This is a genomic window from Leifsonia sp. KNZ12-8B (assembly GCF_056755495.1).
Window position 1 is genome coordinate 1 of the sequence record NZ_JBPGXM010000092.1, and the last position, 15,861, is coordinate 15,861.

At 73.6% G+C, this 15,861-nt stretch carries 16 protein-coding genes; 12 read left to right on the forward strand and 4 right to left on the reverse strand.

The genetic code is table 11. The features are described 5' to 3' along the window. Nucleotides 1–123 precede the first annotated feature (123 nt). Nucleotides 124–288 (forward strand): hypothetical protein, encoded by a 165-nt coding sequence (locus tag ACR9ZG_RS13250; protein ID WP_481285316.1) that lies wholly within the window; start codon nt 124–126, stop codon nt 286–288. 28 nt (nt 289–316) lie between these two features. Beyond that, nucleotides 317–1,156 (forward strand): metallophosphoesterase family protein, encoded by an 840-nt coding sequence (locus ACR9ZG_RS13255; protein ID WP_481285317.1) that lies wholly within the window; start codon nt 317–319, stop codon nt 1,154–1,156. A gap of 110 nt (nt 1,157–1,266) precedes the next feature. Here the strand turns inward: ACR9ZG_RS13255 and ACR9ZG_RS13260 are convergent, their stop codons facing one another. Next, on the reverse strand, nt 1,267–1,878 hold the full coding sequence (locus ACR9ZG_RS13260) for a TrmH family RNA methyltransferase (RefSeq protein WP_481285331.1): 612 nt from the start codon (nt 1,876–1,878) through the stop codon (nt 1,267–1,269). A gap of 237 nt (nt 1,879–2,115) precedes the next feature. Here ACR9ZG_RS13260 and ACR9ZG_RS13265 point away from each other — a divergent pair, with 237 nt between their 5' ends. After that, nucleotides 2,116–2,913, forward strand: a complete 798-nt coding sequence (locus ACR9ZG_RS13265) for an HAD-IIA family hydrolase (RefSeq protein WP_481285318.1) — start codon at nt 2,116–2,118, stop codon at nt 2,911–2,913. Between the two features lie 407 nt (nt 2,914–3,320). On the opposite strand, the gene ACR9ZG_RS13270 is transcribed toward ACR9ZG_RS13265, so the two are convergent. Both ACR9ZG_RS13270 and pyrE read right to left on the reverse strand, forming a co-directional pair. Next, nucleotides 3,321–7,151: a DNA polymerase III subunit gamma/tau domain-containing protein gene (locus tag ACR9ZG_RS13270; RefSeq protein WP_481285319.1), complete on the reverse strand. Its 3,831-nt coding sequence runs from the start codon at nt 7,149–7,151 to the stop codon at nt 3,321–3,323. Next, complete coding sequence (gene pyrE / locus ACR9ZG_RS13275; RefSeq protein ID WP_481285320.1) at nt 7,151–7,699, reverse strand: orotate phosphoribosyltransferase; 549 nt, start codon at nt 7,697–7,699, stop codon at nt 7,151–7,153. The genes ACR9ZG_RS13270 and pyrE overlap by 1 nt, the downstream gene beginning before the upstream one ends. A 54-nt stretch (nt 7,700–7,753) precedes the next feature. Between pyrE and ACR9ZG_RS13280 the strand changes: the two genes are divergently transcribed. The 8 genes from ACR9ZG_RS13280 (at nt 7,754) to ACR9ZG_RS13315 (ending at nt 14,372) form a co-directional block, all read left to right on the forward strand. Next, nucleotides 7,754–8,602, forward strand: a complete 849-nt coding sequence (locus ACR9ZG_RS13280; RefSeq protein ID WP_481285321.1) for an exodeoxyribonuclease III — start codon at nt 7,754–7,756, stop codon at nt 8,600–8,602. A gap of 21 nt (nt 8,603–8,623) precedes the next feature. Beyond that, nucleotides 8,624–9,007, forward strand: a complete 384-nt coding sequence (locus ACR9ZG_RS13285) for a DUF6264 family protein (protein ID WP_481285322.1) — start codon at nt 8,624–8,626, stop codon at nt 9,005–9,007. 75 nt (nt 9,008–9,082) lie between these two features. Then, entirely contained in the window at nt 9,083–10,000 is a 918-nt protein-coding gene (locus ACR9ZG_RS13290) for an ABC transporter ATP-binding protein (RefSeq protein WP_481285323.1), read from the forward strand. A 154-nt stretch (nt 10,001–10,154) separates the two neighbouring features. Further along, complete coding sequence (locus ACR9ZG_RS13295) at nt 10,155–11,192, forward strand: aliphatic sulfonate ABC transporter substrate-binding protein (RefSeq protein WP_481285324.1); 1,038 nt, start codon at nt 10,155–10,157, stop codon at nt 11,190–11,192. Nucleotides 11,193–11,199: 7 nt separating this feature from the next. Next, complete coding sequence (locus ACR9ZG_RS13300; protein WP_481285325.1) at nt 11,200–12,117, forward strand: ABC transporter permease; 918 nt, start codon at nt 11,200–11,202, stop codon at nt 12,115–12,117. 143 nt (nt 12,118–12,260) lie between these two features. Next, entirely contained in the window at nt 12,261–12,587 is a 327-nt protein-coding gene (locus ACR9ZG_RS13305) for a hypothetical protein (RefSeq protein WP_481285326.1), read from the forward strand. Beyond that, on the forward strand, nt 12,584–13,735 hold the full coding sequence (locus ACR9ZG_RS13310) for a baeRF2 domain-containing protein (protein ID WP_481285327.1): 1,152 nt from the start codon (nt 12,584–12,586) through the stop codon (nt 13,733–13,735). The genes ACR9ZG_RS13305 and ACR9ZG_RS13310 overlap by 4 nt, the downstream gene beginning before the upstream one ends. A gap of 169 nt (nt 13,736–13,904) precedes the next feature. Then, nucleotides 13,905–14,372, forward strand: a complete 468-nt coding sequence (locus tag ACR9ZG_RS13315; protein ID WP_481285328.1) for an SRPBCC family protein — start codon at nt 13,905–13,907, stop codon at nt 14,370–14,372. Nucleotides 14,373–14,557: 185 nt separating this feature from the next. Here the strand turns inward: ACR9ZG_RS13315 and ACR9ZG_RS13320 are convergent, their stop codons facing one another. Next, a complete protein-coding gene (locus tag ACR9ZG_RS13320; protein ID WP_481285329.1) occupies nt 14,558–15,397 on the reverse strand; it encodes an SDR family oxidoreductase in 840 nt (279 codons plus the stop codon). Nucleotides 15,398–15,499: 102 nt separating this feature from the next. Between ACR9ZG_RS13320 and ACR9ZG_RS13325 the strand changes: the two genes are divergently transcribed. Continuing rightward, a complete protein-coding gene (locus ACR9ZG_RS13325) occupies nt 15,500–15,808 on the forward strand; it encodes a hypothetical protein (protein ID WP_481285330.1) in 309 nt (102 codons plus the stop codon). The last annotated feature ends 53 nt before the right edge of the window (nt 15,809–15,861 follow it).

Consider the following 15,861-nt stretch of genomic DNA (forward strand, 5'->3'; position numbering starts at 1 on the left):
GCGGGGGCTGCCCCGGTTGCCGTCCGGGCTGCCGGGGCTATCGGCGGGCGCGACCTCCCACTAGGGTGCTGCCTGTCGGCGCCGGCCGCCCGGCCGGACGCCGCGGGACGAGGAGGGACGACCATGGCCGATCTCGAGGTGCAGGCGGCACTGTCCACAGCACGGCAGGCGGCGAGCGCCGCGAGCTACGACATCCAGAAGCTCCCGGAGGACTCGATCGAACGCCAGGCGCTGCACAACCTCGTCACCGCGGTCGACGCGCTCATCCAGGCGCTCGACACCGAGTGAGGTCGGGGGGCGCCGGTAGGGTGGCCGCGTGACGGCTCCCCTGCGCATCCTCCACCTCAGCGACACGCACCTCACCGGCGACGGGAGGCTGCACTACGGCATCGTCGACAACCTGGCCGGCCTCGACCGGGTGCTCGCGCGCGCCGGTGAGGCCGAGCAGGTGGATGTCGTCGTGGCGTCGGGCGATCTGTCGGACGACGGGACCGCCGCCTCCTACCGGCTGCTCGCGGGCACGCTCGACCCGTGGGCGGCCCAGCGCGGTGCGCGGATCGTGTACGCGATGGGCAACCACGACCTCACCGACGGATTCGAGGAGGTGCTCGGCGCCCGCGAGAGCGTGACGGAGGTGCGCGGCTTCCGGGTGGTGACCGTCGACTCCACCGTGCCGCGGGCAGGGTACGGACGCATCGGCGACGAGCGCCTGGAGCGGCTGCGCGCGGTCCTCGCGACGCCGGCCCAGCACGGGACGATCGTCGTGCTGCACCATCCGCCGGTCCCCCCGACGACGGGGCTGTTCGAGACGCTGCGGCTCATCGATCCCGAGCCGCTGCTCGCCGTGTGCGCCGCGGCCGACGTGCGCCTGATCCTCGCCGGGCACTACCACCACGGGCTGGTGACGCGCGCGGGCGAACGGGGCGTCCCGGTCGTCGTGGCGCCCGCCGTCGCCAACACGACCGATGTGCTGTGGCCGGCGCCGGGCGAGCGGGCGGTCCGCGGGGCCGGGTTCGCCTGGGTGACCCTTCCGGCCGACGGGCCGGTGCGCGCGCACGTCGTCAGCGCTCCCGCGCCCGACGACGGCGAGACCGTCTACGAGCTCGACGCGGAGGGCATCGCCCGCATCGCGGCCGACGCCGGCTACCCCGGCTGACCCGGCCGGCGCCCCGCCCGTCCCGTCCCGTCCCGAACCCGCGAGTACGCAGATTGTCTGCGTACTCGGCGGTTTTCAGGCGAATGTCTGCGTGCTCGCGGGCTGGTCCCTCAGGGCCTCGGGAACGGGACGTGTGCGCGGATCCACGCGTGCATGGCGACGGCGGCCGCGGCGGACGCGTTGATCGAGCGGGTGGAGCCGAACTGCGCGATCTCGACGACCGCGTCGGCCGCCGAGAGCGCCTCCGCCGACAGCCCCGGGCCCTCCTGACCGAACAGCAGGACGCACTCCCGAGGGAGGTCGAACGTCTCGATCAGCACCGACCCCGGCACGTTGTCCACCGCGATGATCGGCAGCCCCGCCTCCCGCGCCCACGCCACGAACCCGGCGACGTCGTCGTGGTGCTGGAGGTGCTGGTAGCGATCGGTGACCATCGCGCCGCGCTTGTTCCACCTCCGCCGCCCGATGATGTGCACGGTGTCGGCGGCGAAGGCGTTGGCGCTGCGCACGATGGAGCCGATGTTCATGTCGTGCTGCCAGTTCTCGATCGCCACGTGGAAGGGGTGGCGGTGCTCGTCGAGGTCGGCGACGATCGCCTCCATCCGCCAGTACCGATAGCGGTCGATGACGTTGCGGGTGTCGCCGTGGCGCAGGAGGTCGGGATCGTAGTGCGGGTCGTCCGGCCACTCGCCGGGCCACGGGCCGACGCCGTGGGTCGTCAGCTCGTGCGTGGGCGCGGGCGTGGGCGACGGGGCGTCGGTCGGCGTCGGATCGGTCGCCGCCGGGTCGGCCGGCGTCGGCTCGGCCGCCGCCGGGTCGGTCGCCGCCGGGTCGGGGCCCGCCTCCTGCTGTTCGCTCACCGGGACAGCGTAGCCGGGACCGCCCGGACCGCCGCGGCGGGAGGCAATAAGCTGGTCGCGTCCTCCCACCGGCCGTCCGGCCCGCACGAAAGGGGTCCCATGTCCCGTCGCGACGAGATCGAATGCTGGCTGACCGACATGGATGGCGTGCTGGTGCACGAGAATCAGGCGCTTCCCGGTGCGCCCGAGCTCATCCAGCAGTGGCGTGATCAGGGCGTCCCGTTCCTGGTGCTGACGAACAACTCCATCTTCACGCCGCGCGACCTGTCGGCCCGGCTGCGCGCCTCTGGCCTGCACGTGCCGGAGGAGTCGATCTGGACCTCCGCCCTGGCGACCGCCGACTTCCTGAAGTCGCAGGCGCCGGGAGGCTCGGCGTACGTGATCGGCGAGGCCGGCCTGACGACTGCGCTGCACGAGGCCGGCTTCATCATGACCGACACGAACCCCGACTACGTGGTCGTGGGCGAGACGCGCAGCTACTCGTTCGACGCGATCACGAAGGCCATCCGGCTGATCGGCAAGGGCGCGCGCTTCATCTCCACGAACCCGGACGCCACCGGCCCCAGTGCCGAAGGCCCGCTGCCCGCGACCGGAGCCGTGACCGCGATGATCACGAAGGCGACCGGGATGGACCCCTACGTCATCGGCAAGCCGAACCCGATGATGTTCCGCTCGGCCATGAACCGCATCGGCGCGCACTCCGAGAACACGGCGATGATCGGCGACCGGATGGACACGGACGTCGTCGCGGGCATCGAGGCGGGCCTCCACACGATCCTGGTGCTGACCGGCATCAGCGACGCGGCCGAGATCGGCCGCTACCCGTTCCGCCCGGACGAGATCCTCTCGGGCGTGCACGAGCTCCTGGCATCGGAGCCCGTGGAGACGGAGCTCTGAGCCCCGGCCCGCGCCTCGGCTACGGCCGCGGCCTCGGCCGCGGCGCCTGCTGGCGCGGTTCGCATTCACTTGGCGCAACACGCCGCACGCGCGGCCGCCTGCACGGCGCGTCGTGACAAGTCGATGCACCGACGCGGCCTGTCGCGCCGCCGAGGCGGCATGTCACGACAAGTGGATGCGGCGGGATGGCCCCTCGCCCCGTCTGGGCGGCTCGACGCCCAGCACCTGCGGTCCGCATCCACTTGGCGCAACACGCCGCACGCGCCGCCACCAGCACGGCGCGTTGTGACAAGTCGATGCGCTGGCCCGACCGATCCTGCCGCTGGGACGGCATGTCGCGACAAATGGATGCGCCCTGCTGGCGGAACCGCCCGTCCCGACAAGTGGATGCGCCGGTTGGGGCGGCGTCAGCCCGTCGGGCCGCCGCCCGCGACGGATGACGTGAGCGGCTCGCCCGTCGAGCGCGATGCGAAGCAGTAGTACGAACGCTGGCCGGCCGCCCACTGCTGGTCGGTGGCGGGGAACGATCCCTGCACCTGCAAGCCCGTGTACTGCGCGCCCGCGGCCAGGTCGATGATGCCCGGCGCGGTGCACAGGGCACCGATCTGCTGGGCGAGCGCGTCCGCGCCCGGATAGGGCGCCGCGATGTCGGCGGAGAGGACGTCGGTCCAGACCATCTGCGCGGCGTGCGGGGTCGCGCAGTCGACGACCGTGAACGTCTCTGCCCACGGGGTCGTGAACGGCTGGATGCACTCGCCGCCGCCCAACGCGTCCCACTTCTGCTCGCCGGCGGCCGCAGGGGCGGCTGGCTTCGGAGTGACGGTCGGCGTGGGCGTCGGGGTCGGGGTCGCGGATGGTGTCGCGGAGGAGGAGGCCGAGGCCGCGGGCGCCGCAGCCGGCGCACCTGCTCCGAACAGCGCGGGCAGCCGGGTGCCGAGCGCGAAGAGACCGACCAGTACCAGCAGAACCGCCAGCGCGCCCGCGATCGCGAACAGGAGGCGGTGATCCTTGAGGTCGAAGGGGCGGCGCGGCGGAGTGGTGGAGGCGGGTGTCGCCGTAGCGGCGGGGGCGGACGCTGCGCCGGAGGGGGATGCTGCTCCGAGCGCTGAAGCCGATCCGAATGCGGCAGCTGCGCCGGGCGCGGATGCCGATCCAGCGGGCGCGGACCCGGACGCGGCGGTCGCGGGTCCAGACGCGGCGGTCGCGGACCCGGACGCGGCGGTCGCGGGTCCAGACGCGGCGGTCGCGGACCCGGTCGCGGCGGTCGCGGACCCGGACGCGCCGGTCGCGAATGGCGATCCAGCGGTCGCGGAGGGTGCCGTGTCCGGGGCGGGTGCGGCGACGGCCGACCCGGCGCCTGTCACGCCGGCGACGCCCGCGGCGCCTGCACCCGGCACCGCTGGAATGGGCATCGCCTGGGTGGGCTCGGCGGAGGCGGCCGCCCACGCGGACGGCTGCGTCTCCTCGGGGGGAGCGCGGTGCGTGACGGAGTCCGCGGCGTGTGCGGGTGCGCGCGGCGGTTCCTCCGAACCGGGTGCCGCCGGGCCCTCCTCGATCCCGGGCTGCGCCGGGAGTGCCACGGTCGGGGCGTCGAAGTCGAAGGCGGGCAGGGGCGCCGTCATCGGCGGGGCGGTCTCGAAGGCGGCCGTTCCCGCGGCCTGCGGGCCCTCGCCGGCGGCGCCAGGCTCCTCGGACACGCTGTGCCCGTCGAACAAGCGGGACTCCTGGGACGCGCCTTGCCCGCCGAACAAGCCGGCCTGGTCAGGGGCTGACAGTTCCTCACCCGCACCCGGCCCCCGCGCCCCAGCGGCCTCCGTCGTGGCGTCCGCGGCTGCGGGGAACAGGATGGCGTCGATCCCGAGCGGTTCAGCAGGCACGTCGTGGTGGGCGTCCGCGGCGGCGGCGGGGGCTTCGATGTCGTCCGCCTCCGGCTCGCCGTCGTGTTCGTCCGACTCGTCGTCCGGCCCGGACACCGCATCGCCGAACAGAAGGGCGAGGCCGTCCTCCTGCTCCTCGTCCTCGTCGGGGGTGAGGGCGTCGTGCGCCGGTCCGCCCGCCGTGACGTTTGCGGCCGGCGTGGCAGCCTCCGGCTCGACGATGTCGGTCGTCGCGAACGGCTCAGGAGCAGGCCCGGCGTCGACGACGTCCGCCGTCGCGCCGTCGTCGGTCGGGTGGTCGCGAGGCGCGGTGGCGTCTGCACCTGCGGCGACCGCGGGTGCAATCAGCGGATCGAACGCTACCGGCGGCAGCACGACGTCTGCGGTCGCGGGTGCGCTCGGAGCGGCGGGCTCGGCAGCGGACTCACCGGCCGCCGGCACGCTCGGGGCGACAGGCTCGGGCAAGCCGGGCTCACTGCTTGCAGGCACGGCGGGACCAGCAGACCCGGCACTGGCGGACTCGCCAGCAACAGGCACAGCGAGACCAGCAGACCCGGCGGCAACCTCACCGGCCACCGGCACAGCCGGACCAGCAGACCCGGCAGCGGCACCCCCACCGGCCCCCGGCACAGCCGGACCGGCAGACCCGGCAGCAGGCTCACCGGCAACAGGCGCAGCCGGACCAGCGGGCGCAGCACCTGCGGACTCACTCGGCGCGCGCGGCGGCGCCGCCGTGCCCGCGCTCTCCGCGGGGAGGGCGGCGATCTCGGCGGTGCTCAGTTGCGCGGTCGGGACGTCCCCGGCAGCGCCGGTCGGCTCGAACAGCTGGGAGGCGGGAGGCGGCGGCAGCACCGGCTGCGCGGGCACCGGCGGCTCCTGCGGTGCGGCGAACGCCGGCGGCGCGGACGGAGCGGGCGGAACCGGCGCGACAGGAGGGACGACCGGATCGGCCGCGAACGGAGGCACGAAGACGCCGGCGGGCATGTCTCCCGCGGTCCCGTCCGCTGGGGGCGGCGCGGCCTGCCCCGCGTCAGCTCGCGGACGGACGGCGGCGCGCGGAAGCGGGATGATCCCCGTCGTGTCCCCGATGCCCGACCACTTCTGCGGGCGATCCTCCACGGGCCCGAGGCCGAGCAGCGCGGCGAGGCCGTGCCCCTGCTCTGCGGTCTCGTCCCGGGCAGCATCGGGGGTCTCCGAGGAGGCTGCGTCTGCCCGCTCCCCGGTGGCGGCCTCGTCGGTCGGCTGATCGGCCGGTCCCTGACCGGCCGGCGGCTCCGCAGCAGGCTGCGGCATACGGAGGGAGGCGGCGAAGCTCGAAGGCTCGAACGCCCCCGGCGCGGCCGCAGATGCGGGTGCGGTGGGTCCGGCCGGAGATGCGGGTGCGGCAAGCTCAGGATCGACAGGCTCGGCGAGGGGAGTCACCGGCGTCGCTGCGGACGCGCCAGGCGCAGGCGTGGGATCAACAGGCCCGGCGGCCGGAGTCACCGGCAGCGCTGCGGTGTCGGCAGACGGGCGAGTGGGATCGACGGCCTCGTTCGACTGCGTCACCGCCGTCGGCAGTGCGGCGGTCGCATCAGGCACAGACGGCGAATCGACAGCCTCCGCCCCGCGCATCGGCGGCACCGGCATCGCGACGGTCGGCGCTTCCTGCTCGCCCGATACGGTGGCCGGTCCCCCGGTTGCCCTCCCCGCGCCGGCTCCGGAATCCGCGTCGGCCGTCTCCGGCTCCCCCGCGCTCGGCTCCACGCCGGGCGTGAGGTGCCACGGGAACCCGCCCGGCTCCTCCGGCTCGGCGGTCTCGCGCGGCCGGTCGTCGTCGGCGCGCAGGAGAGCCTCGAAACCGCCGTCCTGATCGATCCGGGGGACGCTCACCGCGGGAGGCAGCGCATCCTCTGCCGCTGGAACACCGGGCGCCGACGGATCCGCGCCAGTCGCCGCTGGGCCAGACGCGCCGGGCACCGGCGCACCCGCCACCGGCGCACCCGACACCGCCTCGCCCGCCGCCGACGGCGCACCATCCGGCACACCGCCCACGACCGCCTCGCTGGGCCCCGCGTCGCCGGAGCCCGCCCCGACCACGCTCTCGCCGGTGTCCGCCCGCCGCCGCACGCGCCGTCCGCCCGTCAGCTGCTGCAGCAGCCATTCCGAGCTCCCGATCTCGGGCTCGGTCTCCGACGGCTCCGACTCCGACGGCTCCGAATTCGACGCCTCCGCAGGCTCCGCAGCCCCATCAGCAACCGGCCCAGCCGCACCATCCGCACCGCTCACCCCCGCCTCGCCGCGCGACGGCACCACCGGCTCGGAACCCTCCGGTCCCTCCGGTCGGCCCTCGCCCGGCTGCGGATCGCGGTGCTCGGCCACTACTCCAGCCCCAGGTCCTTCAAGCCGATCGCGGCGTAGTACGGGTAGCCGGCCGCCTCGATGGCCTCGCGCGCGCCCGTGTCGCGGTCGACGACCACGGCGACGGCGGCGATCTCGGCGCCCACCTTCTTCAGCGCCTCGGCGGCCTTCAGCGGCGAGCCTCCGGTCGTGGAGGTGTCCTCCAGCACGATCACGCGCTTGCCGGCCAGGTCCGGTCCTTCGACCTGCTTGCCGCGGCCGTGGTCCTTCGGCTCCTTGCGCACGACGAAGGCGTCGTAGGCGAGGCCGCGCGCGGCGCCCTGGTGCAGGATCGCGGCGGCGACCGGATCGGCGCCCATGGTCATCCCGCCGACGGCCGCGACATCCTCCACACCGGCGATGAGGTCGAGCATGACCTGCCCGATCAGCGGCGCGACGCGGTGGTCGAGGCTGACCTTGCGCAGGTCGACGTAGTAGGTGGCCTTCTTGCCGCTGGTCAGCGTGAAGTCGCCGTGGAACACGGCCTCGGCCGAGATGTAGTCGATGAGCTGCTGTCGTGCGTCGGTCACATCCCTGATTCTAGGGCGAAGGGCGGCGTCGGCCCCGGCCGATACGATCGGGGCATGCGCATCGCCACCTGGAATGTGAACTCCATCCGCACCCGCGTCGCTCGCGTCGTGGACTGGGCGGTGCGTGAAGACGTGGATGTCCTGGCCATGCAGGAGATCAAGTGCAAGCCGGAGCAGTTCCCGTACGCCCCCTTCGAGGAGGCCGGGTACGAGGTCGTGCTGCACGGTCTGAACCAGTGGAACGGCGTCGCGATCGCGAGCCGGCTGCCGCTCGCCGATGTCGAGATCGGCTTCCCCGACATGCCGGGCTTCCTCAAGGATCACGACGGCCCCGACCTGCCCAAGGAGGCCCGCGCGATCGGCGCCACCGTCGAGGGCGTGCGCCTGTGGAGCCTGTACGTGCCGAACGGCCGCTCGCTCGCCGACCCGCACTACACGTACAAGCTGGACTGGCTGGCCGCCCTCTCCGCCGACACGCGCGCGTGGCTGGGCGCCGACCCCGACCTCCCCCTGGCGCTGATGGGCGACTGGAACGTGGCCCCGCTCGACTCCGACGTCGGCGACCCGAGCCTGGTGCCCGGCCTGTCGACGCACATCTCGCCGCCCGAGCGTGCCGCCTTCGCCGACTTCGAGGCCGCCGGGCTGACGGACGTCGTCCGCCCGCTCGTGCCCGAGGGATACACGTACTGGGACTACAAGCAGCTCCGCTTCCCCCGCAACGAGGGCCTGCGCATCGACTTCATCCTCGGCTCGCGGGCCTTCGCCGACCGGGTCGCGGGCGCGAGCATCCACCGCAACGAGCGCAAGGGCGACGCCCCGAGCGACCACGTCCCTGTGCTGGTCGAGCTGACCGACGCGGTCACGCCCGAGGAGGACGACGACCGGCCGATGATCTTCGGCTGACCGCGAGCGCTAGCTGCCGCCGTGAGCCTCCCGCCCCCAGGTCCGCCGCCGGGCCAGTTGCAGCGCCCCGCGAGGCTCTGGGACGTGATCACGACGACGGTCCTGCTCGTCGTCGGTCTCGTCGTCGCGGCGATCCTCACATTCTTCGCGTTCTTCCTGGTGTTCGCGAGCGATCCGTGCGGCGCTTCGACCGTCTGCGACACCGGGAGGATGGGCGTCGGCTTCTTCGTCGCGCTGCTCGGTCCCGGGGCGGTGGCGCTGGTCGCGCTCGTCGTCGCGATCGTCCTGCTGGTGCGGCGGCGGCTCGCCTTCTGGGTGCCGCTGGCGGGCATCGTGCTCGCGATCGGCGTGTGGATCGGCGGGGCGGCCCTCGTGGTCTCGGGCGTCCCCGGCGCGACCTTCTGAGTCGCGCAAGTCTTCGTTACGTCGCGTTTCGGGCGGCGGGCGGGCGACGGGAGGCTTCGGTAGCGTCGGACCATCATGGCCGCCACCGCCGCATCCACCGCCTCCCCCGTCGAGTTCGCCGGCGTGGGGCGGTCGTTCGCGGCCCCGCGGCGCCGCGGCACGGACGCGGGCGTCCGGACCGTCCTCCGCGACATCTCGCTGCGCGTCGAGCCCGGTGAGGTCGTCGCGATCCTCGGGCCGAGCGGCTGCGGCAAGTCGACGCTGCTGCGCATCGCCGGCGGACTCGACACCCCCACCGCGGGTACGGCGCTGATCGACGGCACGCCCGTCTCCGGCATCGACCCACGGTGCGCCATCGGCTTCCAGGAGCCGCGGCTGCTGCCGTGGCGCTCGCTCGCGGACAACGTCGCCCTCGGCCTGCCGCGCGGCCTCGACCGCGCCGAGGGCAGGCAGCGGGTCGCGCGCCTCCTCGACCTGGTCGGTCTCTCCGGCTCGGCCGGACTGCGCCCGCGGGAGGTCTCCGGCGGCATGGCGCAGCGCACCTCGCTCGCGCGCGCCCTCGCCCGCAACCCCGGCGTGCTGCTGCTGGACGAGCCGTTCGGCGCGCTCGACGCGCTGACCCGGCTGAAGATGCAGGACCTCCTGCTCGACGTGCACGCGGCGGCGCCCACCACGATCCTCCTCGTCACCCACGACGTCGACGAGGCCCTCCAACTCGCCGATCGCATCATCCTGCGCGGCGCCGAGGAGGTCGGCGCGGCTCAGGCGCACGGCGCGGGGACGGCCGCGCACGCCGGTGACACGCCCGCACTCCCGGGCGCGACCATCCGCAGCGTCACCACCGTGCCAGGAGAGCGCCCGCGCGACCGCGGATCGGCGGAGCTCGCCGAGCTGCGCGCCGAGCTGCTCGACGGGCTCGGCATCGACCGGCACGGGAACGCCCACGAACCTGGCGTCCCCACCTCCTCCACACCCGTCGCCGTCCGCGGCTGATTCCACAGATTCCGCGAGAGGCGCCCGCCGGGCGAGCGCTCCCGCGAGGATCGTCACGTCGCCGCAGCACCGCACCGCCAGCACCACCGCACGGCAGCACCACCTCACCGCAGCACCCGACACAGCATCAGCAGCACAGACCAGAGAGGCCACCATGCGCCGCACCCCCACCATCGTCACCGCCCTCGCGGCCGCCGCCGCGGCGCCGGCCCTGCTCCTGACCGGCTGCGTGGCCGGCGAGGGCTCCGCCGCCGCGCCGAAGAGCACCACCGGCACCACGCAGGGCGGAACGCTCAACATCGACTTCGCCACCTACAACCCGCTGAGCCTGGTCATCAAGAAGGAGGGCTGGCTCGAGAAGGCGCTGAAGAAGCAGGACATCACCGTCAACTGGGTGCAGTCCGCCGGCTCCAACAAGGCCAACGAGGCGCTGCGCTCCGGTGCGATCGACGTGGGCTCCACCGCCGGCTCCGCCGCGCTGCTGGCCCGGTCGAACGGCTCGCCGATCAAGACCATCGACATCTTCTCCCAGCCGGAGTGGTCGGCGATCGTCGTCGGCCCGAACTCCGACATCACGTCGGTGGAGCAGCTGAAGGGCAAGCAGGTCGCCGCGACCAAGGGCACCGACCCCTACTTCTTCCTCCTGCAGTCGCTGGAGGCCAACGGTCTCTCGGCCGACGACGTCACCATCCAGAACCTCCAGCACGCCGACGGCTGGGCCGCCCTGCAGAACGGCTCGGTCGACGCGTGGAGCGGGCTCGACCCGATCATGGCCAACGCCGAGAAGTCGGGCGCCAAGCTGATCTACCGCAACGTGGGCTTCAACACCTACGGCTTCCTCAACGCGACCGAGTCGTTCCTGAAGGACAAGCCGGATGTGGCGCAGACCGTCGTGAACACCTACGAGTACGCCCGCGCCTGGGCGCAGGAGCACCCCGACGAGACGGCGCAGATCCTCTCCGACGTCGCGGGCATCGACAAGCAGGTGGCGACCACGGTCATCACCGAGCGCACCAACCTCGACGTGTCGCCCATCCCCGGCGACGCCCAGCTGAAGGTGCTCACGAAGGTCGGCCCGATCTTCGTCCAGTCGGGCGACGTGCGGGCGCAGAGCGACATCGACACCGCGCTGAAGTCGCTGCTCGACCCGACCTTCGCCAAGGCCGCCGACCCGAGCGTCATCGGAGACTGAGCGAGCCATGTCGTATCAGAACGCACCGGAGGGCGACGGCCCGCTGATCGTGGTCGGCGGTCCCGGCGGGGGCCTCTCGGCCACATCGGTGGCCCGCGAGCAGGAGCGGCCGGCGGCCGATCCCGTCGTGGTCGAAGCCGGCGGCCGGACCGTCGCGCGCACGCCGTTCCTGTCGCGCCGCTGGGTGCGGATCGCCGGGGGGCTCCTCCTCCCCGCAGTCCTCCTCGTGGTCTGGCAGGTCGCGTCGACCTCCGGTGCGTTCACCTCGGCGCAGCTGCCGTCGCCGGCGATGGTGTGGGAGGCCGCCGTCGACCTGGCGCAGCGCGGCCTCCTCGGGCTCTACATCGCCATCTCGACGCAGCGCGTGCTGATCGGCTTCGCCTGCGGAGCCGCGCTCGGCCTGCTGCTCGGCGCCGTCGTCGGACTGTCGCGGCTGGGCGACATCCTGTTCAGCACGACGCTCGCCGCGGTGCGGGCGGTGCCGTCGCTGGCCTGGGTGCCTCTGCTGATCCTCTGGTTCAAGATCGGCGAGGACTCCAAGATCATCCTCATCGCGATCGGCGCCTTCTTCCCGGTCTACACGACGGTCGCGGCGGCCCTCCGCCATGTCGACCGGCACCTGGTGGAGGCGGGCCGCGCGTTCGGTCTCCACGGCGTCCGGCTCTTCCTGACCGTGCAGCTGCCGTCGGTGCTGCCGTCGGTGATCTCCGGGCTCCGCTTGGCGCTCGCGCAGGCGTGGCTGTTCCTCGTCGCCGCCGAACTCATCGCCTCGTCGATGGGCCTCGGCTTCCTCCTCAGCGACTCGCAGAACAACGGCCGCACCGACCGCCTGTTCCTCGCGATCATCCTGCTCGCCCTGCTGGGCAAGCTGACGGACTCCCTGCTCGGCCTGTTCGAGCGGTGGTCGACGCGCCGCTGGACGTGACGCGCGCCACGCGGTGATCGCCTCGGCGGCGCCCGCCACTCCTACCCCCGAATCCCCGGGTCGCAAGTCCTTGCAGCGCATCGCCCGCGATGGTTGGTTCGGTCGCGTTCCACAACCGAGACCAGACGCTCAAGGAGGTTGCGATGGAACGCGGAAACACGAAGCACGGGCCCGCACAGGACGAGCAGCTCAAGCACGAGGCCCAGCCCATCGTGCAGGGCCACGGCGGCAACAGCCACGTCGAGGAGTGGCGGCAGACCGAGCCGATGCCCGACGACACCGACGACGCCGAGGTGGTCGCGGCCTCCGGCATCGAAGGCGAGGAGGCGGACCCCGGCGCGCCGGTCTCCGGCGCCTCCCCCGCCACGCCTGAGGATCTCGGCGGCGAGGACGAGGTGATCTACAGCACCGAGACGGAGGGCGACGCGACGACCGGACCCACCGCCGGCGACGAGGAGTCGGGCCGATGAGCGCGCGCGATCTGCTCGCCGGCCCGCTGGCAGAGCCGGGGCCCTGGGTGACCGTCCTGGCCGACGTGTCCCGCGACGTCAGCGACCCCAAGCGGACGAACGACCTGCGGCATCGCGCCATCCTCGCGTCCCTGCTGGAGCAGGGCGCGACGCAGGCCGACCACGACGCCGTGCAGGAGGCCCTCGCGGCCGAGCACCACAGCCCGAGCCCCTGCGCCCGGTTCCTCGCGGTGCGCGAGGGCTCGGTGGAGGTGAACCAGGTCCTGATCACGCAGATCCAGGGCGACGGCTGGGGCCGGGTGAGCAACGTCCTCGACCCGCTCCCGCTGCTGGCCAGGGACGCCTTCGACTTCGACGCCCTGCTGGTCGAGGCCGAGCGCGACGGCGCCACGATCTGGCACCGCCGGTCGGAATTCGCCGAGCTGCAGCAGGACGATCCCGGCGAGCGCGTCGAGGGCGCGACGGACAGCCTCCACAAGGTCCCCGGCGGGGGCTGGTCGCACCTGCGCTACCAGCACCACACCGAGGAGACCTGGAAGCACAACGAGAAGGAGGTCGCCCAGCGCGTCTCCGAGCTCGTCGAACGGTTCCGGCCGCGCGTCATCGTGCTGGCCGGCGACGTGCGCGCGGTGCAGCTCGTCCGCGACGCGCTGCCGCCCGCGGCGAGCGAGCGGCGCGCCGCCGAGCCGTTGGAGGCGTCGCCGGGCGACGACCGCGAGGCGCTGTTCCGGCGGTGCGAGCAGGTCGTCGCCGAGGTCGCGGCCGCCGACGAGCGCGAGCGGGTCGAGCGCCTCTTCTCGCGCTCCGACGGCGAGAGCCGCACGGAGGCGCTCGGGATCGGCGAGGTCGTGACCGCCCTGCAGGAGAGTCAGGCAGGCACGGTCTTCGTCCCGCCGGCCGCCCCGCTCGGCGACGACGAGGGCGAGCGGACGGTCATCGCGCTCGATGCGGCGCCCTGGGTCGCCACCGCGCCCGAGCAGGACTTCGGCGCCGGTGAGCTCGGGATCGTCCCGGCCTCGGTCGGCATCGCCCGCGCGGCGGTCCTGACCGACGCGGAGGTCGTGGTCACGGCTCAGGGTGAGCTCCCTGACGATGCGCCCGCGGCGGCGCTGCTCCGCTGGCCGGTGGGTCCGGCGCAGCCCGCGTAGCCGGAGGCAGCCGGAGGCAGCCGGAGCGCGCCGCGTGCATCGTCCGACGGTGCGCACTGTCGCACGATCGACCGCCGATGTCCAGGCCCTCGCCTCCCCCCGAGGCGGCGGCCTACCGTCGGCGCCGATCCCACCCCGATCGTTCGAAAACGAAGAAGAAGGAGATCCCATGGCTTCGGTCACCGAGTCCATCGATGTGGACGTCCCCGTCAGCACCGCCTACAACCAGTGGACGCAGTTCGAGTCGTTCCCGCACTTCCTCGACGAGGTCGAGGAGATCCGCCAGATCGACGACACCACCAACCACTGGCGCGTGAAGATCGGCGGCGCCGAGCGGGAGTTCGACACGCAGATCACCGAGCAGCACCCCGACGAGCGCGTCGCCTGGAAGAGCGTCGGCGGCGAGGTGGAGCACGCGGGAGTCGTGACCTTCCACCGCCTGTCCGACACCACCTCCCGGGTGACGGCGCAGATCGACTGGGCACCGTCCGACCTGCTGGAGAAGGCCGGCGCCGTCTTCGGCGTCGACGACCACGCGGTCAAGAAGGACCTCCAGAACTTCAAGAAGTTCATCGAGAGCCAGGGCAGCGAGACCGGCGCCTGGCGCGGCGACGTCGAGCCCGGCCCGCAGGTCTGAGCCGTCCGACCGCATCCCGAGCATCGGAAGCGGGGGCCGGCCGCCGGGGGGGGCCCCGGGGGCGGGGGGCGGGGGCCGGGCGGGCCGCCCGGTGCGGGTCCGCGCGGCGCCCGCCGCGCCGCGGCGCCGGCGGGGCCGCGGCGGCGGGCGCCGCCCCGCTTCGTCGTCCGCGGGCGGGTGCGGCGTTACAGGATCGGCCGCCCGCCGGTCACCGCCACTCGTGCGCCAGAGACGTACGAGCCGTCGTCGGAGGCGAGGAGCACGTACACCGGCGCCAGCTCGGCCGGCTGCCCGGCGCGGCCGAGCGGGGTGTCGCTGCCGAACTGCGACACCTTCTCCTCCGGCATCGTGGAGGGGATGAGCGGCGTCCAGATCGGTCCGGGCGCGACGCTGTTGGCCCTGATGCCGCGCTCGCCGAGCAGCTGCGCCAGCGACGCCGTCATGTTCGCGATCGCCGCCTTGGTCGCCGCGTACGGCAGCAGCGTCGGCGACGGCATGTCGGAGTTGACCGACGACGAGCCGATGATGCTCGCGCCCGCCTTGAGGTGCGGAAGGGCCGCCTTCACCAGGTGGAAGAAGGCCGACAGGTTCGTGGCGATGGTGTGGTCCCACTCGTCATCGGTGACCTCCTCCAGCTGCGGGTGGTCCATCTGGTAGGCGGCATTGCTGACGAGGATGTCGAGGCCGCCGAGCTCCTCCACCGTCCTCGCGACGAGGTCGCGGCAGTGCTGCGGGTCGGAGACGTCACCCGGAAGCAGGAGGGCCTTCCTGCCCGCCTCGCGCACCCACTTCGCCGTGTCCTCGGCGTCGTCCTGCTCGCTGAGGTACGAGATGGCGACGTCGGCGCCCTCGCGGGCGTACGCGATGGCGACGGCCTTGCCGATGCCGCTGTCCGCGCCGGTGATCAGCGCCACCTTGCCCTCGAGCTTGCCGCTGCCGCGGTAGCTCTGCTCGCCGTGGTCCGGCCGGGGCTCCATGGCGTCCGTGTCGCCGGGAGGCTGTTGCTGCTGTTCGGGAAAGGACATGCGTTCCTCCGATTCGTCGATGATCTCCCCTCCACCGAACACCGGAGGCCGTCCCGCGTCAGGGGCTTGGGACCGGCGCGGGCGGCGCGTACCGTGCAGCGAATGGACGACACGCGCAACCCCGGAGGAACCGACCCGGCCGGAACCGAGGGCGGCGACCTCGGCGACCGCGACCTCACCGCCAAGGACCGCTCCTACAGCCCCTCCAGCGAGCGGGAGACCGCCGCCAAGCAGGACGACCAGACCGGCGACGACGTACTCCCCGGCACCGGAGGCCCGGACGACACCGGCGACGTCGACGTGCCGCCGGAGGACGACCTCGACCCCGCGACCATCGTGCAGCGCGGCGACCCCGGCCCCGGCCCGGTGGACGAGGACGACGCGGGCGGCCGCCGCCCCGGCGACGGCTGACGCCGGCCTCCCCATCCAGTTGGCACAACACGCCGTCTCGCACCTGGGCGAGA